This window comes from Streptomyces sp. NPDC031445, from assembly GCF_055581365.1.
Genome location: NZ_JBVIJO010000003.1, coordinates 392,054 through 416,198 on the forward strand (window position 1 = coordinate 392,054; position 24,145 = coordinate 416,198).

Annotated in this window: 21 protein-coding genes; 11 read left to right on the plus strand and 10 right to left on the minus strand. The window is 73.0% G+C overall.

Features of this window, described 5'->3' with window-relative positions; translation table 11 throughout:
- The first annotated feature begins 7 nt into the window (after positions 1-7).
- Both ACZ5DC_RS12045 and ACZ5DC_RS12050 read left to right on the plus strand, forming a co-directional pair.
- Positions 8-949: an NUDIX hydrolase gene (locus tag ACZ5DC_RS12045; protein ID WP_468651864.1), complete on the plus strand. Its 942-nt coding sequence runs from the start codon at positions 8-10 to the stop codon at positions 947-949.
- Positions 946-1,797, plus strand: a complete 852-nt coding sequence (locus ACZ5DC_RS12050) for an MBL fold metallo-hydrolase (RefSeq protein ID WP_468651866.1) — start codon at positions 946-948, stop codon at positions 1,795-1,797. Before ACZ5DC_RS12045 ends, ACZ5DC_RS12050 begins: the two co-directional genes overlap by 4 nt.
- Here the strand turns inward: ACZ5DC_RS12050 and ACZ5DC_RS12055 are convergent.
- Positions 1,794-2,615 carry a nucleotidyltransferase domain-containing protein gene (locus ACZ5DC_RS12055; protein WP_468651868.1) on the minus strand — a complete coding sequence of 274 codons (822 nt, stop codon included), beginning with the start codon at positions 2,613-2,615 and terminating at the stop codon, positions 1,794-1,796. The genes ACZ5DC_RS12050 and ACZ5DC_RS12055 overlap by 4 nt on opposite strands.
- Positions 2,616-2,679: 64 nt before the next feature.
- The gene (locus tag ACZ5DC_RS12060; RefSeq protein ID WP_014674022.1) at positions 2,680-3,354 is read right to left on the minus strand and encodes a Crp/Fnr family transcriptional regulator; all 675 of its coding nucleotides are present in this window, start codon (positions 3,352-3,354) and stop codon (positions 2,680-2,682) included.
- A 341-nt stretch (positions 3,355-3,695) separates the two neighbouring features.
- On the opposite strand from ACZ5DC_RS12060, the gene nth reads away from it, so the two are divergent.
- From nth to ACZ5DC_RS12075, 3 genes are read left to right on the plus strand one after another with little or no spacing between them, the layout of a single operon-like run.
- Positions 3,696-4,775 (plus strand): endonuclease III, encoded by a 1,080-nt coding sequence (gene nth / locus ACZ5DC_RS12065; protein WP_468651870.1) that lies wholly within the window; start codon positions 3,696-3,698, stop codon positions 4,773-4,775.
- 54 nt (positions 4,776-4,829) lie between these two features.
- The gene (locus ACZ5DC_RS12070; protein ID WP_468651872.1) at positions 4,830-5,525 is read left to right on the plus strand and encodes an NUDIX hydrolase; all 696 of its coding nucleotides are present in this window, start codon (positions 4,830-4,832) and stop codon (positions 5,523-5,525) included.
- Positions 5,526-5,538: 13 nt separating this feature from the next.
- On the plus strand, positions 5,539-6,738 hold the full coding sequence (locus tag ACZ5DC_RS12075) for a MarP family serine protease (protein ID WP_468651874.1): 1,200 nt from the start codon (positions 5,539-5,541) through the stop codon (positions 6,736-6,738).
- Positions 6,739-6,753: 15 nt separating this feature from the next.
- Here ACZ5DC_RS12075 and ACZ5DC_RS12080 read toward each other — a convergent pair whose 3' ends face one another.
- The 6 genes from ACZ5DC_RS12080 to ACZ5DC_RS12105 all read right to left on the minus strand — a co-directional run bounded on the left by ACZ5DC_RS12080 (position 6,754) and on the right by ACZ5DC_RS12105 (position 14,628).
- The gene (locus ACZ5DC_RS12080; protein WP_078629584.1) at positions 6,754-6,933 is read right to left on the minus strand and encodes a hypothetical protein; all 180 of its coding nucleotides are present in this window, start codon (positions 6,931-6,933) and stop codon (positions 6,754-6,756) included.
- A gap of 162 nt (positions 6,934-7,095) precedes the next feature.
- On the minus strand, positions 7,096-8,019 hold the full coding sequence (locus tag ACZ5DC_RS12085; protein ID WP_468651876.1) for an alpha/beta fold hydrolase: 924 nt from the start codon (positions 8,017-8,019) through the stop codon (positions 7,096-7,098).
- Positions 8,016-8,504, minus strand: a complete 489-nt coding sequence (locus ACZ5DC_RS12090) for a phage holin family protein (RefSeq protein WP_171154160.1) — start codon at positions 8,502-8,504, stop codon at positions 8,016-8,018. The genes ACZ5DC_RS12085 and ACZ5DC_RS12090 overlap by 4 nt, the downstream gene beginning before the upstream one ends.
- 66 nt (positions 8,505-8,570) lie before the next feature.
- Positions 8,571-10,007 (minus strand): Na+/H+ antiporter NhaA, encoded by a 1,437-nt coding sequence (gene nhaA, locus ACZ5DC_RS12095; RefSeq protein ID WP_468651878.1) that lies wholly within the window; start codon positions 10,005-10,007, stop codon positions 8,571-8,573.
- Between the two features lie 228 nt (positions 10,008-10,235).
- The gene (gene acs / locus ACZ5DC_RS12100) at positions 10,236-12,191 is read right to left on the minus strand and encodes an acetate--CoA ligase (protein ID WP_468651880.1); all 1,956 of its coding nucleotides are present in this window, start codon (positions 12,189-12,191) and stop codon (positions 10,236-10,238) included.
- Positions 12,192-12,282: 91 nt separating this feature from the next.
- Positions 12,283-14,628 (minus strand): bifunctional SulP family inorganic anion transporter/carbonic anhydrase, encoded by a 2,346-nt coding sequence (locus tag ACZ5DC_RS12105; RefSeq protein ID WP_468651882.1) that lies wholly within the window; start codon positions 14,626-14,628, stop codon positions 12,283-12,285.
- A gap of 338 nt (positions 14,629-14,966) precedes the next feature.
- Here ACZ5DC_RS12105 and ACZ5DC_RS12110 point away from each other — a divergent pair, with 338 nt between their 5' ends.
- Positions 14,967-16,232: a polysaccharide deacetylase family protein gene (locus tag ACZ5DC_RS12110; RefSeq protein WP_468651884.1), complete on the plus strand. Its 1,266-nt coding sequence runs from the start codon at positions 14,967-14,969 to the stop codon at positions 16,230-16,232.
- A 3-nt stretch (positions 16,233-16,235) separates the two neighbouring features.
- On the opposite strand, the gene ACZ5DC_RS12115 is transcribed toward ACZ5DC_RS12110, so the two are convergent.
- Positions 16,236-17,216, minus strand: a complete 981-nt coding sequence (locus ACZ5DC_RS12115) for an ATP-binding protein (protein ID WP_468651886.1) — start codon at positions 17,214-17,216, stop codon at positions 16,236-16,238.
- 101 nt (positions 17,217-17,317) lie between these two features.
- On the opposite strand from ACZ5DC_RS12115, the gene ACZ5DC_RS12120 reads away from it, so the two are divergent.
- Entirely contained in the window at positions 17,318-18,142 is an 825-nt protein-coding gene (locus ACZ5DC_RS12120) for a Fic family protein (protein WP_468651888.1), read from the plus strand.
- 327 nt (positions 18,143-18,469) lie between these two features.
- Here the strand turns inward: ACZ5DC_RS12120 and ACZ5DC_RS12125 are convergent, their stop codons facing one another.
- Complete coding sequence (locus tag ACZ5DC_RS12125) at positions 18,470-19,300, minus strand: HAD family hydrolase (protein ID WP_468651890.1); 831 nt, start codon at positions 19,298-19,300, stop codon at positions 18,470-18,472.
- A gap of 592 nt (positions 19,301-19,892) precedes the next feature.
- Here ACZ5DC_RS12125 and ssd point away from each other — a divergent pair.
- From ssd to ACZ5DC_RS12145, 4 genes are all read left to right on the plus strand, one after another.
- Positions 19,893-20,999 (plus strand): septum site-determining protein Ssd, encoded by a 1,107-nt coding sequence (gene ssd, locus ACZ5DC_RS12130; RefSeq protein WP_468651892.1) that lies wholly within the window; start codon positions 19,893-19,895, stop codon positions 20,997-20,999.
- Positions 20,996-22,186 (plus strand): TadA family conjugal transfer-associated ATPase, encoded by a 1,191-nt coding sequence (locus ACZ5DC_RS12135; protein WP_468651894.1) that lies wholly within the window; start codon positions 20,996-20,998, stop codon positions 22,184-22,186. The genes ssd and ACZ5DC_RS12135 overlap by 4 nt, the downstream gene beginning before the upstream one ends.
- A gap of 158 nt (positions 22,187-22,344) precedes the next feature.
- A complete protein-coding gene (locus tag ACZ5DC_RS12140) occupies positions 22,345-23,205 on the plus strand; it encodes a type II secretion system F family protein (protein WP_468652075.1) in 861 nt (286 codons plus the stop codon).
- Between the two features lie 101 nt (positions 23,206-23,306).
- A complete protein-coding gene (locus ACZ5DC_RS12145; protein ID WP_468651896.1) occupies positions 23,307-24,089 on the plus strand; it encodes a type II secretion system F family protein in 783 nt (260 codons plus the stop codon).
- The last annotated feature ends 56 nt before the right edge of the window (positions 24,090-24,145 follow it).

Below are 24,145 nucleotides of genomic sequence, written 5' to 3' on the forward strand. Positions count from 1 at the left end.
TCCGGCCATGGCGAACGGTCAGTGGTACCCCCCGGAGTGGCCCGACCGCATCCGCGCGCTCGCGGACGGCACCCTCACCCCGGTGACCCCGAGGCGCGCGGCCACGGTGCTGCTCCTGAAGGACACCCCGGACGGGCCGGTCGTCCACATGCTGCGCAGACGCGCCTCCATGGCCTTCGCCGGAGGCGCGTACGCATACCCCGGGGGCGGTGTCGACCCGCGGGACGACGACCGGCAGATCCGCTGGGCGGGCCCCACGCGCGCGTGGTGGGCCGAACGGCTCGGCGTCGACGCGGCGGGCGCCCAGGCGATCGTCTGCGCGGCCGTGCGGGAGACCTACGAGGAGGCCGGCGTGCTGCTCGCCGGCCCCGGCCCGCGGTCGGTCGTCGGCGACACCACCGGCGACGACTGGGAGGCCGACCGCGCCGCCCTGGTCGCGCGCGAGCTGTCCTTCGCCGAGTTCCTCGACCGGCGCGGCCTGGTGCTGCGCTCGGACCTGCTGGGCGCCTGGACGCGGTGGATCACCCCGGAGTTTGAGGCACGCCGCTACGACACCTGGTTCTTCGTGGCCGCCCTCCCCGAGGGGCAGCGCACCCGGAACGCCTCCACGGAGGCCGACCGCACGGTGTGGATCCGCCCCGAGGAGGCCGCCGCCGGGTACGACAAGGGCGAGCTGCTGATGATGCCGCCCACCGTCGCCACGCTGCGCCAGCTGCTCCCGTACCGCACCGCCGCCGAGGCGCTGGCAGCGGCCCCCGCGCGCGACATGACCCCGGTGCTCGCCCGGGCCCGCCTCCAGGACGGCGGGATCGTCCTGTCCTGGCCCGGGCACGACGAGTTCACCAAGCACGTCCCGACCGCCCCGACGCCCGCCGGGACACCCGTGCCGGCCTCGGCCGAGACGGCCGTACCGGCGCCCGCTGACACGACCGGTGGAGGCCCCGCATGACCGACGCAGCAGCCCTGCCGGGCCAGCCCCGGGGCGGAGCGCTCTCGGGCCCGGCCACCGAACGGGCCGTCAACGTGCTCGCGCCCAACCCCTCGGCGATGACCCTGGACGGCACCAACACCTGGATCGTCGCCGAGCCCGGCTCCGACCTGGCCGTGGTGATCGACCCCGGGCCGCTGCACGACGGCCACCTGCGCAACGTCGTGGACACCGCCGAGAAGGCCGGCAAGCGCATAGCCCTGACCCTGCTCACCCACGGCCATCCCGACCACGCCGAGGGCGCCGCCCGCTTCGCCGAACTGACCGCCACGCGCGTGCGTGCCCTCGATCCGGGCCTGCGGCTGGGCGACGAGGGTCTGGCCGCCGGAGACGTCATCACCGTCGGCGGCCTGGAGCTGAGGGTCGTACCGACTCCCGGGCACACCGCGGACTCGCTGTCCTTCCACCTCCCGGCCGACCGGGCGGTGCTGACCGGCGACACCGTCCTCGGGCGCGGCACGACGGTCGTGGCGCACCCCGACGGCCGGCTCGGCGACTATCTCGACTCCCTGCGCCGCCTGCGGTCCCTGACGGTGGACGACGGCGTGCACACCGTCCTTCCGGGCCACGGGCCGGTCCTCGACGACGCCCAGGGCGCCGTCGAGTTCTACCTCGCCCACCGCGCCCACCGGCTCGCCCAGGTGGAGACGGCGGTCGAGGACGGCTACCGCACCCCGGCCCAGGTCGTCGCCCACGTGTACGCCGACGTCGACCGCTCGCTGTGGCCGGCGGCGGAACTGTCGGTCCGGGCCCAGCTGGACTACCTCAGCGAGCACGGCCTGATCCAGGCCGGGAACGACCTGCCCTAGTCCGGTCGCGGGGCCTTCTCGCCGTGCACGCGCGTGTACTCCGCCGCGAGCCAGGGGCCCAGGTCGTCGACGTACGACCGCAGGACGTCCGGGTCGCCGGCCGGTTCGCAGCCGTACTCGGCCGCCGCACGCACCTGTGCGGCCCGCCCCGGGTAGTACGCGCCGAACACCGCGGCCATCTCGCGCAGATCGCTGGTCCAGCCCTGCCAGCGGGGCATGACGAGCGTGAAGGCGGTGCGGACGAGATGCCGGGACATGAAGCGCACGAGCGGCCGGCGGTCCTCCTCGGTGTCCTGCGCCCCCGCGATCCGCTCCCGCCAGCGCGGCAGGAGCCGGGCGAGGTCGCCGTTGGTCTCGCGGGCCAGCAGGGAGTCGGGGCGGTAGCGGGGCAGGTGCGCGGCGAGGTCGTCACCGAGCAGCGGGGTGCACAGGCAGGCGACGAACCACCCCATGTCATGGCGTTCCAGGTCGCTCAGCAGCCGCTCCCGGCCGTAGAGCAGTGTGCCGACGCCGTCGATCTGGGGGAACTCCCGGTCGACCGCCTCGCCGAGGAGGCGCAGGGCGTCCCGGTCGGCGTCGGTCGGCTCCTCGCGCAGCGCGACCAGGAGGTCCAGGTCGCTGCGTCCCACGCGCGCGGTGCCGCGCGGGACCGACCCGAAGAGATAGGCGCTGTGCAGGCGGGTGCCGAGGGCGGCCGGCAGCCGGTCGCGGACGGCGGCCACGACCGGGCGGAAGGCGGGCCGCACGCGCGCGAGGGAGCCCTCGCGGACGAAACGGCCCTGGGCGTCGACGCCACCGGGGGCGGGGAGCACGGTCATGGACCTACTGTGCCGTCCGCCCACGCCCCGGGGCAGCCGGGTTTTCCGGCGGCCGGGACCCGCGTCAGCGCGACCGCTTCGCCAGCCTCTCCACGTCCAGCAGGATCACGGCCCGCGCCTCCAGGCGGAGCCAGCCGCGCTGGGCGAAGTCCGCCAGCGCCTTGTTCACGGTCTCGCGGGAGGCGCCGACCAGCTGGGCCAGCTCCTCCTGGGTGAGGTCGTGGACGACGTGGATGCCCTCCTCGGACTGCACGCCGAAGCGGCGGGAGAGGTCCAGCAGGGCGCGCGCCACGCGGCCGGGGACGTCCGAGAAGACCAGGTCCGACATGGCGTCGTTGGTCTTGCGCAGGCGGCGGGCGACGGCGCGCAGCAGGGCGCCGGCGACCTCGGGCCGGGCGTTCAGCCAGGGCTGGAGGTCGCCGTGGCCGAGACCGAGCAGCTTGACCTCGGTCAGTGCGGTCGCGGTGGCCGTGCGGGGGCCCGGGTCGAACAGCGACAGCTCGCCGATCAGCTCGCCGGGGCCGACGACGGCGAGCATGTTCTCGCGGCCGTCGGGAGAGGTCCGGTGCAGCTTGACCTTGCCCTCGGTGACGACGTACAGCCGGTCCCCCGGGTCACCCTCGTGGAACAGGGAGTCGCCGCGTGCGAGGGTCACCTCACTCATGGAGGCGCGAAGCTCCGCGGCCTGCTCGTCGTCGAGAGCCGCGAAGAGCGGGTTGCGCCGCAGAACGTCGTCCACGAGTTCTCTCCTTGTCGACCTGCTCAGGGGATCTTGCTCCCCTGTGTGCCAGGGGTCCGTGTTCCCCATTTTGCCGGACGGTCCAAACAGTGTGATCTGTCACAAGGATGCCGCACAGGCGTCCCGGGGTAAGCGTCAGGGGTCCGATCGGGGCCCGCTCAGCGGGGCCGGGCGCGGATGTCGGTGCCGGGCTTTAGGCTGGCCGGGTGTCCAAATCGCCGGTGAGAGCACAGGGCAAGGGGGCTGGGCGGGTGGTTGCACGTCATGATTCCGCTGTGGGCGAACAGGATCCCGGTGGAAGTAATAAAACAGGCAAATCGGCTAAAAAGGCTGCCGCTGCCGTGACGGAGACATCGGCGGCCGAGAAGGCGTCGGCAGCCGGGAAGACACCCGCCGCGAAGAAGGCACCGGTCGCCGGGAAGACCCCGGCCGACAAGGAGACCGCGGCCGTCGAGAAGGCTCCTGCCGTGAAGAAGGCTGTCGCGAAGAAGGCTGCGGCCGAGAAGGCTCCTGCGGTGAAGAAGACCGCCGCCGGCAAGAAGACCCCGGCGCTGAAGAAGGCCGCCGTCGTGAAGGAGGCCGCGTCCGTCGGCAAGCCCGCCGGGAAGGCCGCCCCCGTCAGGAAGACCGCCGTCGCGCCCCCGTCCGACGAGTCCCCCACCGCCCTGGTCCGCCGCGCCCGCCGGATCGACCGCGAGCTGGCCGAGGTGTACCCCTACGCCCACCCGGAACTGGACTTCGAGAACCCCTTCCAGCTGCTGGTCGCCACCGTGCTGTCGGCGCAGACCACCGACCTGCGCGTCAACCAGACCACCCCGGCGCTGTTCGCCAAGTACCCCACCCCCGAGGACCTCGCCGCCGCCAACCCGGAGGAGGTCGAGGAGATCCTGCGCCCCTGCGGCTTCTTCCGCGCCAAGACAAAGTCGGTCATAGGGCTCTCCAAGGCGCTCGTCGAGACCTTCGGCGGCGAGGTGCCCGGCAAGCTGGAGGAGCTGGTCACCCTGCCCGGCGTGGGCCGCAAGACCGCCTTCGTCGTCCTCGGCAACGCCTTCGGCCGTCCCGGGATCACCGTGGACACCCACTTCCAGCGGCTGGTCCGGCGCTGGCGGTGGACCGACGAGACCGACCCCGACAAGATCGAGGCCGCCGTCGGCGCGCTCTTCCCGAAGAGCGACTGGACCGACCTCTCCCACCACGTGATCTGGCACGGCCGCCGTATCTGCCACGCCCGCAAGCCCGCCTGCGGCGCCTGCCCGATCGCCCCGCTCTGCCCGGCCTACGGCGAGGGCGAGACCGACCCGGAGAAGGCGAAGAAGCTGCTGAAGTACGAGAAGGGCGGCTTCCCGGGGCAGCGGCTCAAGCCCCCGCAGGCCTACCTCGACGCGGGCGGCCGGCCGGCGCCGCCGCTGGGGGCCGCGTGACGGAACGATCCCGGGGCCTTCGGCGTTGGAGAGGACGGAGCGACGGGGGTGGCGATGACGTGGGCCAGTGAGGCACAGGGCGATCGGGTGACGCTCAGCAGGGAAGGGCTGCCGGACTGGCTGGAGCCCGTGGTGCGCGCCGCCGAGACGATCCAGCCGCTCCAGCTGAGCCGCTTCCTGCCGCCGGAGAACGGCTCGGGGCGGCAGTCGGCCGTGCTGATCCTGTTCGGCGAGGGGGAGCGCGGCCCGGAGCTGCTGCTCATGGAGCGCGCGGGCTCGCTGCGCTCCCACGCCGGGCAGCCGTCGTTCCCGGGCGGCGCGCTCGATCCGGAGGACGGCGATCCGCAGGGCGACGGGCCGCTGCGGGCCGCGCTGCGCGAGGCCGAGGAGGAGACCGGCCTCGATCCGTCCGGCGTGCAGCTCTTCGGCGTGCTGCCGAGGCTGTACATCCCGGTCAGCGGCTTCGTCGTCAGCCCCGTGCTGGGCTGGTGGCGCGAGCCCAGCCCGGTCGGCGTCGTCGACCCGAACGAGACCGCGCGGGTCTTCACCGTCCCCGTGGCGGATCTCACGGACCCCGCCCACCGCGCCACCGCCGTCCACCCCCGTGGCCACAGCGGCCCGGCATTCCTGGTCGAATCGGCCCTGGTGTGGGGCTTCACGGCCGGCGTGATCGACCGCCTGCTGCACTTCGCGGGCTGGGAGCGCCCCTGGGACCGCGGCAAGCAGGTCCCGCTCGACTGGCACGCATGACAGGGTGATCCCCGTGAACGTGCTGGACATCCTGCTGCTGGTCGCGGCCGTGTGGTTCGCGGTGGTGGGCTACCGCCAGGGCTTCGTCGTCGGCATCCTGTCGGTGATCGGGTTTCTGGGCGGCGGCCTGGTCGCCGTGTACACGCTGCCCGTCATCTGGGACGCCGTGACCGGCAAGGCGGAGGTCGGCACCACCGCCGCCGTCGTCGCCGTGGTCGTCGTGATCGTCTGCGCCTCCGTGGGCCAGGCGCTGACCACCCACCTGGGCAACAAGCTGCGCCGGCACATCACCTGGTCCCCGGCGCGCGCCCTGGACGCCACCGGCGGCGCCCTCGTCAACGTCGTCGCGATGCTCCTGGTCGCCTGGCTGATCGGCTCGGCCCTGGCCGGCACGACGCTGCCGACGCTCGGCAGGGAGGTGCGCGGCTCCAAGGTGCTCCTCGGGGTCTCCCGCGCGCTGCCCGCCCAGGCCGACACCTGGTTCGCGGACTTCTCCTCCGTGCTCGCGCAGAACGGCTTCCCGCAGGTCTTCAGCCCGTTCGCCAACGAGCCGATCAAGGACGTGCAGCCGCCCGACCCGGCCCTGGAGAGCAGCCCGGTCGCCTTTCACGCCCAGCGCTCCATCGTCAAGGTCACCGGCACCGCGCAGAGCTGCGGCAAGGTCCTGGAGGGCAGCGGGTTCGTCTTCGCCGACCGCCGCGTGATGACCAACGCGCACGTCGTCGGCGGGGTCGACGCGCCGCGCGTGCAGATAGGCGGGAAGGGTCGCAGGTACGACGCGAAGGTCGTCCTGTACGACTGGAAGCGCGACATCGCGGTACTCGACGTACCGGACCTCAGGGCGACCGCCCTGCGGTTCACCTCGCGGGACGCGACCTGGGGCGACGGCGCGATCGTCGCGGGCTTCCCGGAGAACGGCTCGTACGACGTGCGCGCCGCGCGCGTGCGCGGGCGCATCACGGCCAACGGCCCCGACATCTACCACCGCGGTACGGTCCGCCGCGACGTCTACTCCCTCTACGCCACCGTCCGCCAGGGCAACTCCGGCGGCCCCCTGCTCACCCCGGACGGCAAGGTGTACGGCGTGGTGTTCGCCAAGTCCCTCGACGACGCGGACACCGGCTACGCCCTGACGGCGGACGAGATCCGGGCCGACGTCGAGCGGGGGCGTACGGCGAACGAGCAGGTGGGCACGGACAGCTGCGCCCTGTAGGGCGACGCGGCGCGTTCAGCCCCGCGGGTGACGCAGGCGCACCGAGACCCAGCGTGCCCGGCGGCGCAGGATGCGCGGGATTCCCACCCGCAGGTCCGCTTCCGCGAGTTGCGGGGTGCCTCGCTGAGGCGTGCTCAGGCCCGTGGCCGAGCGGCGGTTGCGGGGTGCGTCACTGTAGTCGTGCGTCCAGCCCATACCCCGACGTGTGCCCCCGCCCCAAGGTCGATAACCGCGTGTGCGCCCCCCAATTGGCCTATGCGGCGGGCATGTGGCCGTTCGGGGGACAACTGTTCAGGAAATCGGATACTCCACGCATCGAACCTTCACCGCACGGTCACCGGCCGGACGCCTGACGCCTCATCGGTCGGGCTCGGGATCCTTGAGCCAGTTGATCAGTTCGGTGGAGAACGCCGCCGGGTCCTCCTCGTGCGGGAAGTGCCCGAGCCCGTCGAACAGCCGCCAGCGGTACGGCGCTTCGACGTACTCGCCCGAACCGGCCGCGCTGCGCGTCCGGGTGACCGGGTCCAGCGAGCCGTGCAGGTGCAGCGTCGGCACCCGTACGGGCCGCTTCATCCGGCGGTAGAACTGAACGCCGTCCGGCCGGGCCAGCGAACGCACCAGCCAGCGGTACGGCTCGATCGCGCAGTGCGCGGTGGACGGGATGCACATGGCCCGCCGGTACGTCTCCACGGCCGCGTCCTCCGGCGGCCGCGGCCCGGACCAGTCTCGGATCAGCCGGCCCGCCAGCGCGCCCCCGTCGGCGGTCAGTTGGCGCTCGGGGATCCAGGGCCGCTGGAAACCCCAGATGTAGGAGTTGGCGGCCGTCTGCCGGGCGTCCCGCAGCATCGCCGCGCGCCAGCGCCGCGGATGCGGCATGGACGCCACCGCCAGACGCCGTACGAGCTTGGGCCGCATGACCGCCGCCGTCCACGCCAGGTAGCCGCCGAGGTCGTGGCCGACGAGCGCGGCGTCCGGCTCGCCGAGGGACCGGATGACCCCCGTGACGTCCAGCGCGAGGTTGGCGGGGTCGTAACCGCGGGGCGTGCGGTCGCTGCCGCCGACGCCCCGCAGGTCCATCGCCACCGCCCGGTAGCCCGCCTCCGCGAGCGCGGTCAGCTGGTGCCGCCACGTCCACCAGAACTGCGGGAAGCCGTGCAGGAGCAGGACCAGCGGGCCGTCGCCGAGTTCGGCGATGTGGAAGCGCGCGCCGTTCGCGGCGACGTCCCTGTGGCTCCAGGGACCTTCGATCCGTACGGCCGAGGGAGCGGCGGGGTCCGTCATGACGACGAGCGTGCCACAGCCTCGATGGCCGCGGGAGCCCGGTCCTCGGGCAGCTCCGGACGCGGGTGCGGCTTGGCGTTCTGCAGGACGCCCGCCGACTGCTTCATCGAGGCCGCCACCTTCTGCGGGCCCTGGCCCTTCTTGGCCTTCTTCGCGAACACCGTGCCGATGAGCGCGAGGAGGCCGGCGACCAGCACGTTGGCCGCGAAGGAGAGCACGAAGCAGATCGCCAGGTTCCAGTGGCTCCAGGTGCGGATGCCGTAGGCCAGGGCGAAGTTGAGCATCGGCAGGGAGAACACCAGGACCGCGCCCGCCATCGAGAAGGCGCCGCCGCTGACCGCGCCGCGCTTCACGTCCTGCTTGAGCTGTGCCTTGGCCAGCGCGATCTCGTCGTGCACCAGCGCCGACAATTCGGTCGTCGCCGAGGCGAACAGCTGGCCGATGCTGCGTTCGGCGCCGACCGGGCTGCCGTCGGGTGCGCTCATCGCGTTCTCCCTCAGAGGTCTCTCGTGGGTCTTGCGTACCGTCTTGATTTGTACCGTCTCGTCAGATCATGCCGGACGGCCGTCCTCCTCGCCTGCCCCGCCCGGCACTTCCTGAAGCCCGTGGCGCGCTTCGGCGGCCAGCCGGCGGTGTTCGGCGGCCTTGCGCTCGTGGATCTCGGCCATCCGGAGGTGGTACGCCGGGTCGTCCTGCTCGTAGACGTCCGGGATGCCGTCGAGGTCCTCGTCGCGCTCCTCCTCCTCGCACATCCCGCGGTACTTGGCGTTGCGCAGCTTCAGCAGCACCGTCGCGCACGACGCCGCGATCAGCGACCCGGTGAGGACGGCCGCCTTCACCTCGTCGGTCAGTACGGCGTCGCCCTCGAAGGCCAGCTCGCCGATGAGCAGCGAGACCGTGAACCCGATCCCGGCGAGCGTCGCCACCGCGAAGACGTCGGCCCACGCCAGGCCCTCGCTGAGCCGCGCGCGGGTGAAGCGGACGGTCAGCCAGGTGCCGCCGAAGATGCCGACCGTCTTGCCCACGACCAGGCCGAGCACCACGCCGAGCGTCTCGGGCCGCGTGAACACGTCCCCGAGCGCCCGGCCGGATATCGACACACCGGCGCTGAACAGCGCGAACAGCGGTACGGCGAGCCCGGCGGACAGGGGGCGCACCAGATGCTCGACGCGCTCGGCCGGTGAGCCCTCCTCACCCTCGCGGGTGGTGCAGCGCAGCATCAGGCCCATCGCCACGCCGGCGATGGTGGCGTGCACGCCGCTGTTGTACATCAGCGCCCAGACGACGACTCCGAGCGGCACGTACACGTACCAGCCGCGTACGCCCTTGCGCAGCAGCAGCCAGAAGAGCGCGAGGCCGGCGGCGGCCCCGCCGAGGGCGGCGAAGTCCAGCCGGTCGGTGAAGAAGACCGCGATGATCAGGATGGCGAAGAGGTCGTCGACCACCGCGAGGGTGAGCAGGAAGGCGCGCAGGGCGCTGGGCAGTGAGGTGCCGATGACCGCGAGGACGGCGAGCGCGAAGGCGATGTCGGTGGCGGTGGGCACCGCCCAGCCTTGCGTCGAGCCGTGCCCGAAGACGTTGGTGAGGGTGTAGACGAGCGCCGGTACGGCCATCCCGCACAGCGCCGCCACCACGGGCAGCACGGCCGCCCGGGAGTCGCGCAGGTCACCGGCGACCAGCTCGCGCTTGAGCTCGATGCCGGCGACGAAGAAGAACACGGCGAGCAGGCCGTCGGCGGCCCAGTGGGCGACGGAGAGGTGCAGGCCGAGGGCTCCGGGGCCGACGTGGAAGTCGCCGACCGTCTGGTAGCCGTGGCGGATGCCGGGGACGTTCGCCCAGACCAGCGCGGCCACGGCGGCGAGGAGCAGCAGCACACCGCCGACGGTCTCGGTGCGCAGCGCGTCCGCGACGAAGGAGCGCTCGGGCAGCGACAGCCGGCCGAGGACCTTGCGGGAGGCGGTGCGGGGGCGGGTGGGGGGCGCGGTCACGGGGGGACCTCCGGGGCAGGCGAACTCACATGCCGACCAGACTTCCCGGCGCACCTGGAGTGCCGCTCCGCGCGGCGCTTTGCTGACCGTATCCATAGTGCCGTATGCCCGGGCCAGGTGATCCGCTGATCTTCACCGTGGACGCCCGAGGGGCACCCGGCGCGTTCGCCGCCCGGGTGCCCCTCGGGGTGCCGCTCACTCCTCCCGTACCGCTCGGACCTGGTCCGCTCAGTCCTCGCTGGGCGACGCGGGCAGCTTGGCCTGGATGAGGTCCATGACGGTGGAGTCCGTCAGCGTGGTCACGTCACCGAGCTGGCGGTTCTCGGCGACGTCCCGCAGCAGACGGCGCATGATCTTGCCGGAGCGGGTCTTCGGCAGCTCCGCCACCGGCAGGACCCGCTTGGGCTTGGCGATCGGGCCGAGCGTGGCGCCGACGTGGTCGCGCAGCTCCCCGAGGAGCGCCTCGTTCTCCGAGGCCGTGCCGCGCAGGATGACGAAGGCGACGATGGCCTGGCCGGTGGTCTCGTCCGCGGCGCCCACGACGGCGGCCTCGGCGACCGACGGGTGTGAGACGAGAGCCGACTCCACCTCGGTGGTGGAGATGTTGTGCCCGGAGACGAGCATCACGTCGTCCACCCGGCCCAGCAGCCAGATGTCGCCGTCGTCGTCCTTCTTCGCGCCGTCACCGGCGAAGTACTTGCCCTCGAAGCGCGACCAGTAGGTGTCGATGAACCGCTGGTCGTCGCCCCAGATGGTGCGCAGCATCGACGGCCACGGCTCGGTCAGCACCAGGTAGCCGCCGCCGCCGTCGGGCACCTCGTTCGCCTCGTCGTCGACGACGGTCGCGCTGATGCCGGGCAGCGGACGCTGTGCCGAACCGGGCTTGGCCTCGGTGACCCCGGGCAGCGGCGAGATCATCATGGCGCCGGTCTCGGTCTGCCACCAGGTGTCCACGACCGGCGTCCTGTCGGCGCCGATGTGCTTGCGGTACCACACCCAGGCCTCGGGGTTGATGGGCTCGCCCACCGAGCCGAGGACCCGCAGGGAGGACAGGTCGAACTTGGCGGGGATGTCGTCGCCCCACTTCATGAACGTCCGGATCGCGGTCGGCGCCGTGTAGAGGATCGTGACCTTGTACTTCTGCACGATCTCCCAGAAGCGGCCCTGGTGCGGGGTGTCCGGCGTGCCCTCGTACATCACCTGCGTCGCGCCGTTGGCCAGCGGGCCGTAGACGATGTACGAGTGGCCGGTCACCCAGCCGACGTCGGCCGTGCACCAGTACACGTCCGTCTCCGGCTTCAGGTCGAAGACCGCCCAGTGGGTGTAGGCCGCCTGGGTGAGGTAGCCGCCGGAGGTGTGCAGGATGCCCTTCGGCTTCCCCGTCGTGCCGGAGGTGTAGAGGATGAACAGCGGGTGCTCCGCGTCGAACGCCTCCGGGGTGTGCTCGGCCGGCTGGCGGGCGACGACGTCGTCCCACCACAGGTCCCGGCCCTCGGTCCAGGCCACCTCCTGGCCGGTGCGGCGGACCACGAGGACGTGCTCGACGTTGTCCACCTTGCCGACCGCCTCGTCCACGGCGGGCTTGAGCGCGGACGGCTTGCCGCGCCGGTAGCCGCCGTCGGCGGTGATGATCACCTTGGCGTCCGCGTCCTTGATCCGGGTCGCGAGCGCGTCCGCCGAGAAACCGCCGAAGACGACCGAGTGCGCGGCGCCGATCCGGGCCGAGGCCAGCATCGCGATCGCGGTCTCCGGGATCATCGGCATGTAGATGGCGACGCGGTCGCCCTTGCGCACGCCCAGCTCCAGCAGGGCGTTCGCGGCCCTGGAGACCTCGTCCTTCAGCTCCGCGTAGGTGATCGCACGGCTGTCGCCGGGCTCACCCTCGAAGTGGATGGCGACGCGGTCCCCGTGCCCGGCCTCCACATGCCGGTCCACACAGTTGTAGGCGACGTTCAGCTCGCCGTCCTTGAACCACTTCGCGAACGGCGGGTTCGACCAGTCCAGCGTCTCGGTCGGTTCCTTGGCCCAGGTCAGGCGGCGGGCCTGCTCGGCCCAGAAGCCGAGCCTGTCAGCCTTGGCCTGTTCATACGCCTCCGCGGTGACATTGGCGTGCGCTGCCAGGTCGGCGGGCGGCGCGAACCTGCGTTCTTCCTTGAGCAGGTTGGCCAGGCTCTCGTTGCTCACGACATCTCCCTTTCGAAGGGTGTCCGTTGTGTCCCAGGCCACAGCTCATCAGACCGGGAGTCCGATGACAAGGGTCGACCGGAAAATTGGTTTAGACCTGTCGGCCGCTCGTGGCCCGCGCCGCTTCGCGTGCCCCCTCACCTCCTGCGATGCCTCCCGTGACGTCCTCGAACACCGCTTCCTCCCCCCTATCGGCGAGCAGGTACGCCTGTGCCTCGCCCACGTGGAAGTACATGCCGTGCAGCTCCAGTGCCCCCTCGGCCAGCGCCCGGGCCACCGGTCCGTGCGCCCTCAGATGCGCCAGTTGCTGGATCACGTTGGTCAGGCACAGCAGCTCCACCGCGTCCGCGGGCTCCCGCCCGGCCAGCCGGGGCCGCCCGGGGCGGTCACCGGCCGTCCGCGCCAGGCTCGGCAGCCCGTGCCGCAGCCACCGCTGGAGCGGGGTGCCGTCCCCCTGGCCGGCCCCCGAGGCCAGCAGTGCCTGCATCGCCCCGCACCCGGAGTGCCCGCACACCGTGATGGAGCGCACTCCGAGCACGTCGACCGCGTACTCGATGGCGGCGGCCACCGAGTCGTCGCCGTGCTCCTCGCCGGGCGGCGGCACCAGGTTGCCGACGTTGCGGACGACGAACAGGTCGCCGGGACCGCTGGCGGTGATCATCGACGTGACGAGCCGGGAATCGGCGCAGGTCAGGAAGAGCTGGGAGGGCCGCTGGCCCTCCCGGGCGAGCCGCGCCAGCTCCTCCCGCACCAGCGGCGCGGTGTTCCGCTGGAACGAGCTGATGCCACGGGCCAGTTCCCGGCCGGGCCCCTGGCCCGCCGGGGCGGCGGCCGTGACGAAGCAGGCCTGGTGGTTGCGCCAGGGGGTCCAGGGGCGGCACCGGCACTCGGTGGCCGGGGCCTGCTCGGCGGTCCGGATTCCGTCGCGCCGGCCCGACAGCTCGGCCGTGCCTCCCCGCGCGGTGTGGGAGCTGCGCCAGTCCTGCAGCGACTCGTACGCCGCGTGGTCCATGAACGAACCGTCCAACTCCACGACGGCACGGGCGCCCTGGGGCACGAGGTGCAGGGTTCTGCTGAGCCGGGGCACCGCGAGGAAGGTCAGCTGACCCCGGACGCGTACGTGATGGACCCCTTCCTTCTCGTGGTGGGTGATGCGGGTGCGGGCGAGGCGGTGCAGGGCGACGGCGACCGCCACGGCGACTCCGAGGAACACGCCCTGGAGGACGCCGAGGACCACCACGCCGAGCGTGGTCGCGGCGTAGACCGGCACTTCGCGGTGGCGCGTCACCGTGCGGATGTGGTGCAGGGACACCATCTGGATGCCGACGGCCATCACCAGGGCGGCGAGGGAGGCGAGCGGGATCTCCTCCAGGACCGGGACCATCAGCAGCGCGGCGACTACTACGAGAACGCCGTGCGTCATCGTGGAGTTCCGGCTGACGGCACCTGATTTCACATTCGCGGTACTGCGCACCGCCACGCCCGCGATCGGCAGTCCGCCGAGAGCCCCGGAGACGATGTTGGCGGTGCCTTGGCCGAGCAGCTCCCGGTCCAGGTCGGAGCGGCCGATGCGGGACTGCGGTCCGGTGCGGGCGGCGACCAGCTTGTCCACGGCCACCGCGCCGAGCAGCGACTGCACGCTGCACACCAGGGTGGTGGTGAGCACCGCGGCCACCAGGCCGAGCACGGGGCCCTCGGGCAGTCCGGCCAGGGCGTGGCTGTGCCAGGACGGCAGCTCGACCCGGGGGAGGCGCAGTCCCGTGAGGGCGGCGGTCGCGGCGGCTCCGGTGACGGCGACGAGGGCGGCCGGCACCCTGCGCAGCAGCCGGCCGGCGCGGCCGGGCAGGCGGGGCCACGCCAGCAGCAGGGCCAGGGTCAGCGCGCTCATCGACACGGCGGCCGGGTGCAGACCGGCCAACTGGGCTGGGAGCTGCCGCACGTTGGCGAGGACGGAGCTGTCCGGGTTGCCGCCGAGGACGATGTGCAGCTGGGCGACGGCGATGGTGATGCCGATGCCGGCCAGCATGCCGTGCACCACGGCCGGGCTGACCGCGAGCGCGCCGCGCGCCACCCGCAGGCAGCCGAGACCTAGTTGGGCGAGGCCCGCGAGCACGGTGATGCCGCAGGTGGCCCGCCAGCCGTAACGGTGGATCAGGTCGGCGGTGACCACGGTGAGTCCGGCGGCGGGCCCGCTGACCTGGAGGGGGCAGCCGCCCAGCCGGCCGACGACGATCCCGCCGACCGCGGCCGCGACGAGTCCGGCCTGGAGCGGGGCGCCGGTGGCCAGGGCGATGCCGAGGGAGAGCGGCAGGGCGATCAGGAAGACCGCGACGGCCGCGGACAGATCGGCGCCCGCGATCGGGAAGCGGCGGCGGGCCGGTGCGGGGTCGTGCGGGGGGTGGGGCTGCTGGGTGTGAGGGGGTGCGCAGGCGGACATGTTCCCGTCTCCTCCGGGGCGGCGCGGTCGCGGACTGGGTGGGAGCCGCGGCGATGGGCGGGCTCGGTCGCGGCCGTGGGTCACGGCGTGCAGCGGCGGGATGGATCAACGCTCGGTAAAAGAACCGTAATGCAGAGTAAAGCCAAAGCATAGCCTTTTCGGGCAAATGGGGTGAAGGATCGCCCGCTTGAGTGAAGTAGGCATGTGATCGGCTTGTCGTACTAATTCCTTCCCGGTCGCGTGCGACCTTGGCGGCGCTGCCGGTGCGAACCCGGCGCATCACTCGAAAACGGCCCTCGTCAGCGTGTGCCTGGAAGAAGGAAGAAGGTGGGCGGAACATGGCCGCCACCCAGAGGATCGCCGTCGGCGCCATGGTCGCCGCGGCCTGTGCGGCGTCGCTCGCCGGTTGCGCGACCGGTCCCAGCGGCGCCAAGGAAGGGGCGCCCGGCCCGGTGCAGGGTGCGCCGGCGCCCGGCAGCGTGCTCCGGCTGATCGGCGACGGTTCCACCGCCTACACCGGATCCCAGCCGCACCTGCCCCGGCCCGAGCGGCTGAGCCCCGGTCAGAAGCCCCCGCAGTTCGTGGTGTTCTCCTGGGACGGCGCGGGCGAGGACAGCCAGAAGCTGTTCTCGCACTTCCGTGAGGTCGCCAAGGAGAACAACGCGACCATGACGTACTTCCTCAGCGGTGTGTACCTCCTGCCGGAGGAGAAGCGCGAGCTGTACAAGCCCCCGCAGCACTCGCCGGGCCGCTCCGACATCGGCTTCAACGACGAGCAGGGCATCACCGACACCCTCAAGCAGGTACGGCTGGCCTGGCTGGAGGGCAACGAGATCGGCACCCACTTCAACGGCCACTTCTGCGGGCCCGAGGGCGGGGTCGGCACCTGGTCGGTGGAGGAGTGGAAGAGTGAGATCGCCCAGGCCAAGAACTTCGTGAAGTCATGGCGGACCAACACGGGCATGAAGCGGACGGCCCCGCTGCCCTTCGACTACGACAAGGAGCTGATCGGCGCCCGCACCCCTTGCCTGGAAGGCCGGAAGAACTTCGTCAAGGCCGCCCGCCAGCTGGGTTTCCGCTACGACTCCAGCGGAGTCGACAACCAGCTCTGGCCCAAGAAGAAGGAGGGCCTGTGGGACCTGTCGATGCAGCTGGTGCCCTTCCCCGGCCACAGCTATGAGCAGCTGACCATGGACTACAACTTCATGGTCAACCAGTCCGGCACCAAGACCCAGGGCGACCCCGACAAGTTCGACTACTGGGGCGGCCAGATGCGCGACGGACTCATCCAGGGTTTCTACCGCGCCTACGACGGCAACCGCGCGCCCCTGATCATCGGCAACCACTTCGAGTCCTGGAACGGCGGCACCTACATGCGCGCCGTGGAGGACGTGGTCAAGGCGGTGTGCACCAAGCCCGAGGTGCGCTGTGTCTCCTTCCACCAGCTGGCCGACTGGCTGGACGCCCAGGACCCGGGGACCCTGGCGAAGCTGCGCACCCTGAAGGTGGGCGAGGCCCCACGGCAGGGCTGGGCGTCCTTCCTGTCCGGCCGCCCGGCCCCCGCGCCCAAGGGCGTGCCCGGGGCGCCGGCGCAGGAGCCGTAGACGTCAGGCCGGCGCCGCCACGCTCTCGCCGAGCACGAAGTGGGGGTCGACCTGCGCCGCCAGGTCGACCCCGGTGCGCTCGTTGCCCCAGGACTCGGCGTTCTTCAGGTGGAAGTGCACCATCTGGCGGGTGTAGCGCTCCCAGTCGCGCTGCTCGTAGGTGGCGTCGACGGTGACCTTGAGCAGGTCGAGGGCGCGGGCGTTGGCCTCCTCCAGGAGGGCGAACCGGGGCGGGCGGCCCTTCTCCATGGCGCGCACCCAGTCCGAGCGCCCGACCGTCACGAGCAGGTCGTCCCCGACCTCCTCGCGCAGGAAGTCGAGGTCGTCCGGGTCCTGGATCTTGTTGCCGACGACCTTGAGGGCCACGCCGAAGTCGCGGGCGTACTCCTTGTACTGGCGGTAGACGGAGACCCCCTTCCGGGTCGGCTCGGCGACGAGGAACGTCATGTCGAAGCGGGTGAACATGCCGGAGGCGAAGGAGTCCGAACCGGCCGTCATGTCGACCACGACGTACTCGCCGGGGCCGTCGACGAGGTGGTTCAGGAACAGCTCCACCGCTGCCGTCTTGGAGTGGTAGCAGGCGACCCCCAGGTCGGCGTCCGTGAAGGGGCCCGTGACCATCAAACGGGCGGCGCCGCCGTCGAGTTCCACCGGGCGCGCGCAGGCGTCGTAGACCGGGTTGGGCTCGCGCACCCCGACCAGCCGCGAGCCCTCGCCGGGCGGGGTCGTCTTGATCATCGTCGCGGCCGAGGCGATGCGCGGGTTGGCGCCGCGCAGGTAGTCCTTGATCAGCGAGAGCTGTCCGCCCATGGCGGGCAGCGCCGCGGCCTCCTCCTCGCCGAGGCCGAGCGCGGGGCCGAGGTGCTGGTTGATGTCCGCGTCGATGGCGACCACCGGGGCGCCGGAGGCGACGAGATGGCGGATGAAGAGGGAGGAGAGCGTGGTCTTGCCGCTGCCGCCCTTCCCGACGAAAGCAATTTTCATGTTCACCAAGGGTAGTCGGGTCATAGCTGTGCGTGTCACGCGGCAGTGAAGAAGACCACTCCTTCGTGGGGCGGGCCGACGGGGTGCGTAGTGTCGTACTCATGAGTACGACAGGCGCGACCGCCGATCCGCTCGCGGCCCTGGGCTCGCTGCCCGGTGTGGCCGAGTCCGTTGAGTCCGTGCGCAAGGCCGTGGACCGGGTCTACGGCCACCGGATCATGCGACGTCGCAGCAACGAGATCACCTCCGAGGCGGCCCTGCGCGGCGCCCGGGGCTCGGCGGCGCTGTCCGGCGCGGACTGGGCCCTGGAGGAGGTGCGCCGGCGCACCGACTTCGGCGTCGACGCCGAGGCCCGCGTCATGGGCGCGGCCCTGCGGCTCACCGCGGAGGCGGGGCAGCTGCTGTCCATCTGGCGCCAGTCACCCCTGCGGGTGCTGGCCCGGCTGCACCTGGTGGCCGCGGCGAGCGGTGAGGACCAGGTCGGCAGGCCGCGGCTGGCCGGCGAGCCGGTCGACGAGCCGCTGGTCGAGCTGCCGCTGCCGGACGCCGGGGAGGTCTCGGGCCGGCTGGAGGGGCTGGCCGACCTGATCATCGCCGGGACCTCCGCGCCCGCGCTGGTCACCGCCGCCGTGGTGCACGGCGAGCTGCTCGCGCTGCGCCCCTTCACCTCCCACAACGGCCTGGTCGCGCGCGCGGCCGAGCGGATCGTGCTGATCGGCAGCGGACTGGACCCGAAGGCGGTCTGCCCGGCCGAGGTGGGCCACGCCGAACTGGGGCGCGCCTCCTACCTGGCCGCTCTGGACGGGTACGTCTCCGGCACCCCCGAGGGCATGGCGGCCTGGATCGCCCACTGCGGCCGGGCGGTGGAGCTGGGCGTACGCGAGTCGACGGCGGTGTGCGAGGCGCTCCAGCGCGGCGCGGCCTGAGAAGACGAAAAGGTTGCGGCGGTACGAGTGCTCGTACCGCCGCTGGCATGATCACCGGGTTACCAGGCGTCCTCGATATGTCGCCCATCAGGTCGGGATCCTTGCCCGTCACCTGGTGCGGCTGGCCCGTAATCGACGGGTCGACGTCGCGTGGGTGCCCGGTGTTCATGCTGGGTCCGTGGGGCCAATGCGTAGTGGTAGGGGATCCTCGCGGATGTCCTCTGGTCTCGCGGGCCTACGTTCTTTGTACCGCGCGCCGGGAAGAAGCGGAACCCCAGCCTGCACTTCTTTACTTTCAGGTTCAAACAGGGTGAAACGGGCGCCGGTTCAGGCGGTGCCACGGCGCCGGTTCGTGTACCAGACGAGGCCGGCGGTCGCCGCTGCCGCGCCTATGGCCGCCGCGGCGACCAGCGTCGGGCGGGCCGGCACGGAGAAGGCGGGCAGCCGTTTCTTCAGGCGGACCGGGTGCCGGAACTCCAGGATCGGCCAACCGCGCGCGCATGCCTGGCGGCGCAGTGCGCGGTCCGGGTTCACCGCGTGCGGGTGCCCGACGGCCTGGAGCATCGGCAGGTCGGTCGCCGAGTCGCTGTAGGCGTAGCAGCGGTCGAGGTCGTAGCCCTCGGACGCGGCCAGCTCCCTGATGGCCTCGGCCTTCGTCGGGCCGTAGGCGTAGTACTCCACCTCTCCCGTGAAACAGCCGTCCTCGCCGACGACCATCCGGGTGGCCACCACCCGGTCCGCGCCCAGCAGTTCCCCGACCGGCTCGACCACCTCGGCGCCCGAGGTGGACACGATCACCACGTCCCGGCCGGCCGCGTGGTGCTCCTCGATGAGCGAGGCGGCCTCGTCGTAGATGATCGGGTCGATCAGCTCGTGCAGTGTCTCGGCGACGATCTCCCGCACCTGCTGGACGTTCCAGCCGCGGCACAGCGCGGAGAGATACTCGCGCATGCGCTCCATCTGGTCGTGGTCCAGACCGCCGGCCAGGAAGACGAACTGGGCATATGCGGTACGCAGCGCGGCCCTGCGGTTGATCAGCCCGCCTTGGTAGAAGGACTTGCTGAAGGTGAGGGTGCTGGACTTCGCAATGACCGTCTTGTCCAGGTCAAAGAAGGCCGCTGCGCGGGGCAAGGAGTGGTTTTCCACGTCCCCGAGCATAGGGGCCCACCATTCGGCGTAAGGTGGGGCGCGTGGGTTTGCCTGAGAGGGCTCTCGGGTACACCATGGAAGTCACGGATCGTTCGCGACCGTGCTAACCCGGTCCGACTCCTCCCCCCCCGAGTCGGCCGTGGGGACGACCCCCGCTCTCCCCCCCGGCGGGGGTCGTCGCATGTCCGGATGGGTTTTCTCCCTCCGCTCCTTCCCCCACGCGGCCGTACGGCCGGCAGTCCGCCGCCGTGACCGCGCCGTCGCCATGCCCATGATCGGTTACCGGCGGTAATCGCCAGACTGCGCTGTGGATATCGCACACGCGCCGGCACGGGGGTCACCGGTATGGGTGACCGAGTTATTCACAGGGCCTGGGTTGTCCACAGTTATCGACCAAGATCCACATTATTTCGCGGATCACTGCACCGTGATTCCAGCGCACTCCGGCCGAGGCGAGTTCATGGCCGGGTCCCATTGCCGGAGCGCGTATGGCCGGTTCCTATCGGCCGTTCATATGGAGGCCGCTTGCCGGTTCTTCACATCTTCGGGAATCGCGTGGTCGCAGGGGCTGCGCGGCCCGCCCAGCGAAGGGGGAACACCCGTGACCGGAACCGTCACCCACGACCCGCCGCCCGGCCCCGCGGAGCGGCCCGGACGGCCGCTCATCGTCACCGAGGACGCCGTCCTCCTGGACGATCTGCTGCGCCTGTGCGCGGCGGCGGGCGCCACACCCGAGGTCCACCACGGCGTACCGGAATCCGGTGACGGCTGGGCGGTCGCCCCGCTGGTGCTCGTCGGCGACGACGCCGCCCACCGGATGCGCGGCGTGGCGCGCCGGCCGGGGGTAGTGCTGGTGGGCCGCGACCAGGACGACCCGGGGGTGTGGAAACGAGCCGTCCAGATCGGCGCCGACCACGTCCTGATGCTCCCCGACGGCGAACCGTGGCTGGTCGACCGCATCGCCGATGTGGCCGAGGGCATCGGCCGCCCGGCCCTCACCGTCGGGGTGATCGGCGGTCGCGGCGGGGCCGGCGCGTCCACGCTCGCCTGCGCGCTCGCCGTCACCTCCGCGCGCGAGGGACTGCGCACCCTCCTCGTGGACGCCGATCCGCTGGGCGGCGGACTCGACGTACTCCTCGGCGGCGAGAGCGCCGAAGGGCTGCGCTGGCCCGCCTTCGCCGCCTCCCGGGGCCGGGTCGGCGGCGGCGCCCTGGAGGAGTCGCTGCCCGAGCTGCACTCCCTGCGCGTGCTCAGCTGGGACCGCGGCGACTGCGTCGCTGTCCCGCCCCCCGCGGTCCGCGCGGTGCTGGCAGCCGCCCGGCGGCGCGGCGGCACGGTCGTCGTCGACCTGCCCCGGCGCCTCGACGACGGGGTCGCGGAGGCCCTCGCCCAGCTCGACATGGCCCTGCTCGTCGTCCCGGCCGAGCTGCGGGCCGTCGCCGCCGCCGGCCGCGTCGCCTCCGCCGTCGGCATGGTCGTGCGGGACCTGCGGGTCGCGGTCCGCGGGCCGTACGCGCCCGGCCTCGACGACCAGGAGGTGGCCCGGCTGCTCGGCCTGCCCCTGGCGGGCGAGGTGCCCGTCGAACCGGCGTTGCAGCGCCCGCGGGGCGGCGCGAAACCGCCGGGCGCCACCGGGCGCGGACCGCTCGCCCGTTTCTGCGCGCACTTCTGGGAGCGGGCGCTGGTCGAGACGGGAGGTGTCCGATGACGCTGCCCGGACTCGACCGGGCCGACGGCGCGGCCCTGCTCGACGGCGTCCGCCGCCGGCTCGCCGAGAGCGGCGCCGAACCCACCCCCGCGCGTGTGGCCCAGGCCCTGCGCGAACAGGGCCGGGTGCTCGGCGACGCGGAAGTCCTCGGCGCGGCCGCGCATCTGCGGTCCGAACTCGTCGGCACCGGCCCCCTGGAACCCCTGCTCGCCGACCCGGACGTCACCGACGTCCTGGTCTCCGCCCCGGACCGGGTCTGGGTCGACCGCGGCGGCGGCCTGGAGCTGACCCCGGTGACCTTCCCCGACGCGGCGGCCGTACGGCGTCTCGCGCAGCGGCTGGCCGCCGTGGCCGGACGCCGGCTGGACGACGCCCGGCCCTGGGCGGACGCCCGGCTGCCGGACGGCACCCGGCTGCACGCGGTGCTTCCCCCGGTCGCCGTCGGCTGCACCTGCCTCGCCCTGCGGGTGGTACGGCCGCGGGCCTTCACCCTCGGCGAGCTCGTCGCGGCCGGCACCGTGCCACCGGGTGGTGACCGGATCCTGCGGGCGCTGCTCGAGGCCCGGCTGTCCTTCCTCGTCAGCGGCGGCACCGGATCCGGCAAGACGACCCTGCTCAGCGCCCTGCTCGGGCTCGTCGGACCCGGCGAGCGGATCGTGCTCGCCGAGGACTCGGCCGAGCTGAGGCCGGACCACCCGCACGTCGTCCGGCTGGAGACCCGGCCCGCCAACCAGGAGGGCGCCGGCCTGGTCACCCTGGAGGACCTGGTACGGCAGGCGCTGCGGATGCGGCCGGACCGGCTGGTCGTCGGCGAGGTACGCGGCCCCGAGGTGGTGCATCTGCTCGCGGCCCTCAACACCGGGCACGAGGGCGGCTGTTGCACGGTCCACGCCAATGCGGCGGCGGATGTGCCGGCCCGGCTGGAGGCGCTGGCCACGGCCGCCGGGCTGGACCGTGCCGCCCTTCACAGCCAGTTGGCGGCTGCCCTCTCCGTGGTCGTGCACCTCGTACGGGACCGGTCCGGGCGGCGCCGGATCGCCGAGGTGCACGTGCTGGAGCGGGACACCACGGGGCTGGTCCGGACGGTACCGGCCCTGCGCTGGGGCGAGCGGGCGTTCGTACGGGAGCGGGGGTGGGGGCGGTTGCGGCAACTCGTGGGGGACGCGGGGGAGCTGGAGGGTGGGTGAGCGGCGGCGCGGGGTCGCGGCAGGCCGGCTCGTTCGGCGGACCAGCGGTGGTCGGCCGGTGAGGCTCGGCGGCTCGGTGCGTGTGGTGGCCGGTGGCGGATCAGCGAGGTTCGGCGGGTGGGTCCAGGCCGACGGTGAGGAGAGGGGTGACGGAAGTGATGGGTGAGACGTCCATGGGGGCCGCTCTGGTCTGTCTCGGCGCGCTGGTGTGGCTGCTGGGCGGGCGGCACTACGGGATGCGGCGGGCGCGGCTGCTGCTGGCCGACGCCGGGGTGGTGACGACGGGACCGCCGGTCTGGGAGGAGTTCCGCGCGGAACTGCGGCGGCGGCGCGGCCGATGGGGCGCCGAGTGGTGGGTGCTGGTCGCGGGTCTGGGGATCGCCCTGCTGGGCGCCTCGGTGATCCCGGTGGTCGCGGGGGCCGCCGGTGTCCCCGTGGTGCGCCGGACGAGGCAGGCCCGGCAGGCCCGGCGTACCCGGGAGCGGCGGGCCGACGCGGTGATCGACCTGTGCGGTGGGCTCGCCGGGGAGGTGCGGGCGGGACGGCAGCCGGGGGAGGCGCTCTTGCGGGCCGCGCGGGACTCCGGAGGGCTGGGCGAGGCACAGGCCGCCGTGGTGGCCGCGGCACGGTTCGGCGGGGACGTGCCCGGCGCGCTCGCCGTGGCGGCTCGGCAGCCGGGGGCGGAGGGCCTGCTCGGGCTCGCCGCGTGCTGGCGGGTGGCGGTGGACCAGGGCGCCGGGCTCGCCACCGGCCTGGACCGGCTGGACGCGGCCCTGCGCGCGGAGCGGGACCAGCGATCCGACGTGAGCGCCCAGTTGGCGGGCGCCCGGGCCACCGCGGTGTTGCTCGCCGCACTGCCCGCCCTCGGGCTGCTCCTGGGCACGGCCATGGGCGCCGATCCCCTGCGGGTGCTGCTGCACAGCGGCGCGGGCCTCGGCTGCCTGGCGGCAGGCGCGGTGTTCGAGACGGCCGGGCTGTGGTGGGCGATGCGGATCGTGCGGGGAGCGGAGGCCGTGTGAGGTGCGCCGTGCGTGTTTGGCGACCGTGCGGGTGGCCGGGTGGCCGGGTGAGTGATTGCCGAAGGGCCGAGTGGCCGAATGGCGGGAAAGGGGCGTGCGGGGTGAGTGGGGAAGCCATCCACAGGCTGGGGACGGCGGTGGTCGTTGCACTGGTCCTCAGCTGGGGTGTCCGGTGGCTGGAACTGGCGCGGCGGCGGCGCCGGGCGCGGCGCCGAGTGGCCGAGCTGCTGGGCTTCGACGTGCCTGAGCGGACAGGTCGGCTGACGATTTCGGACATCTTTCGGCGGCGGTGGGTGTCGACGGCCGGTGCGGCGTGCGGTGTGTGGGTGCTGGTCGGCGGGATCACCGGTGTGGCGCTGGGGCTGGGTGTGGGCGCGGTGCTGTGGCGGTGGCGGGGTCGTCAGGCGGCGGCGGGGCGGCAGGAGGCGGTCGATACGGCCGGGGCCGCGCGCCAGCTTCCGCTCGCCGCCGATCTGCTGGCCGCCTGTATCGCGGCCGGTGCCGGCCCGGTGATCGCCGCGCAGGCGGTGGGGGAGGCCCTTGGCGGACCCGTCGGGCAGGCCCTGGCGCGGGGCGCGGCGGAGGTCCGGCTCGGTGGCGAACCGGCGGACGCCTGGCGGAGCTTGGCGGCGCTGCCCGGTGCCGGTGCGCTCGCGCGGCTGCTGGAGCGGGCCGACGAGTCCGGGTTGCCCGCGGCCGGCCCGGTCGCCCGGCTCGCGTCGGACGCGCGTGCGGAGTGGGCGCGGGCGGCGACGGCCCGGGCACGCCGGGCGGGCGTACTGATCTCCGCGCCGGTCGGCCTGTGCTTCCTGCCCGCGTTCATCGCGGTCGGTGTGCTGCCGGTCGTGATCGGGCTGGCGGGCGGGGTGATGGGAGGGAGGTGAGGCGACGAGCGCGATGAGAGCGGACCTGCACGCAGACGTCGGGCGAGCGTGACGCA

What these genes read in the sequence shown, in the direction of transcription:
- ACZ5DC_RS12110 (WP_468651884.1), top strand. Translation starts at nt 14,967, where the DNA reads ATGGCCGCCACCCAGAGGATCGCCGTCGGCGCCATGGTCGCCGCGGCC.
- ACZ5DC_RS12070 (WP_468651872.1), top strand. Translation starts at nt 4,830, where the DNA reads ATGACGTGGGCCAGTGAGGCACAGGGCGATCGGGTGACGCTCAGCAGG.
- ACZ5DC_RS12135 (WP_468651894.1), top strand. Translation starts at nt 20,996, where the DNA reads ATGACGCTGCCCGGACTCGACCGGGCCGACGGCGCGGCCCTGCTCGAC.
- ACZ5DC_RS12055 (WP_468651868.1), bottom strand. Translation starts at nt 2,615, where the DNA reads ATGACCGTGCTCCCCGCCCCCGGTGGCGTCGACGCCCAGGGCCGTTTC.
- ACZ5DC_RS12105 (WP_468651882.1), bottom strand. Translation starts at nt 14,628, where the DNA reads ATGTCCGCCTGCGCACCCCCTCACACCCAGCAGCCCCACCCCCCGCAC.
- ACZ5DC_RS12080 (WP_078629584.1), bottom strand. Translation starts at nt 6,933, where the DNA reads ATGGGCTGGACGCACGACTACAGTGACGCACCCCGCAACCGCCGCTCG.
- ACZ5DC_RS12090 (WP_171154160.1), bottom strand. Translation starts at nt 8,504, where the DNA reads ATGAGCGCACCCGACGGCAGCCCGGTCGGCGCCGAACGCAGCATCGGC.
- ACZ5DC_RS12115 (WP_468651886.1), bottom strand. Translation starts at nt 17,216, where the DNA reads ATGAAAATTGCTTTCGTCGGGAAGGGCGGCAGCGGCAAGACCACGCTC.
- ACZ5DC_RS12085 (WP_468651876.1), bottom strand. Translation starts at nt 8,019, where the DNA reads ATGACGGACCCCGCCGCTCCCTCGGCCGTACGGATCGAAGGTCCCTGG.
- ACZ5DC_RS12140 (WP_468652075.1), top strand. Translation starts at nt 22,345, where the DNA reads ATGGGTGAGACGTCCATGGGGGCCGCTCTGGTCTGTCTCGGCGCGCTG.
- ACZ5DC_RS12045 (WP_468651864.1), top strand. Translation starts at nt 8, where the DNA reads ATGGCGAACGGTCAGTGGTACCCCCCGGAGTGGCCCGACCGCATCCGC.
- ACZ5DC_RS12125 (WP_468651890.1), bottom strand. Translation starts at nt 19,300, where the DNA reads ATGCTCGGGGACGTGGAAAACCACTCCTTGCCCCGCGCAGCGGCCTTC.
- ACZ5DC_RS12120 (WP_468651888.1), top strand. Translation starts at nt 17,318, where the DNA reads ATGAGTACGACAGGCGCGACCGCCGATCCGCTCGCGGCCCTGGGCTCG.
- ACZ5DC_RS12050 (WP_468651866.1), top strand. Translation starts at nt 946, where the DNA reads ATGACCGACGCAGCAGCCCTGCCGGGCCAGCCCCGGGGCGGAGCGCTC.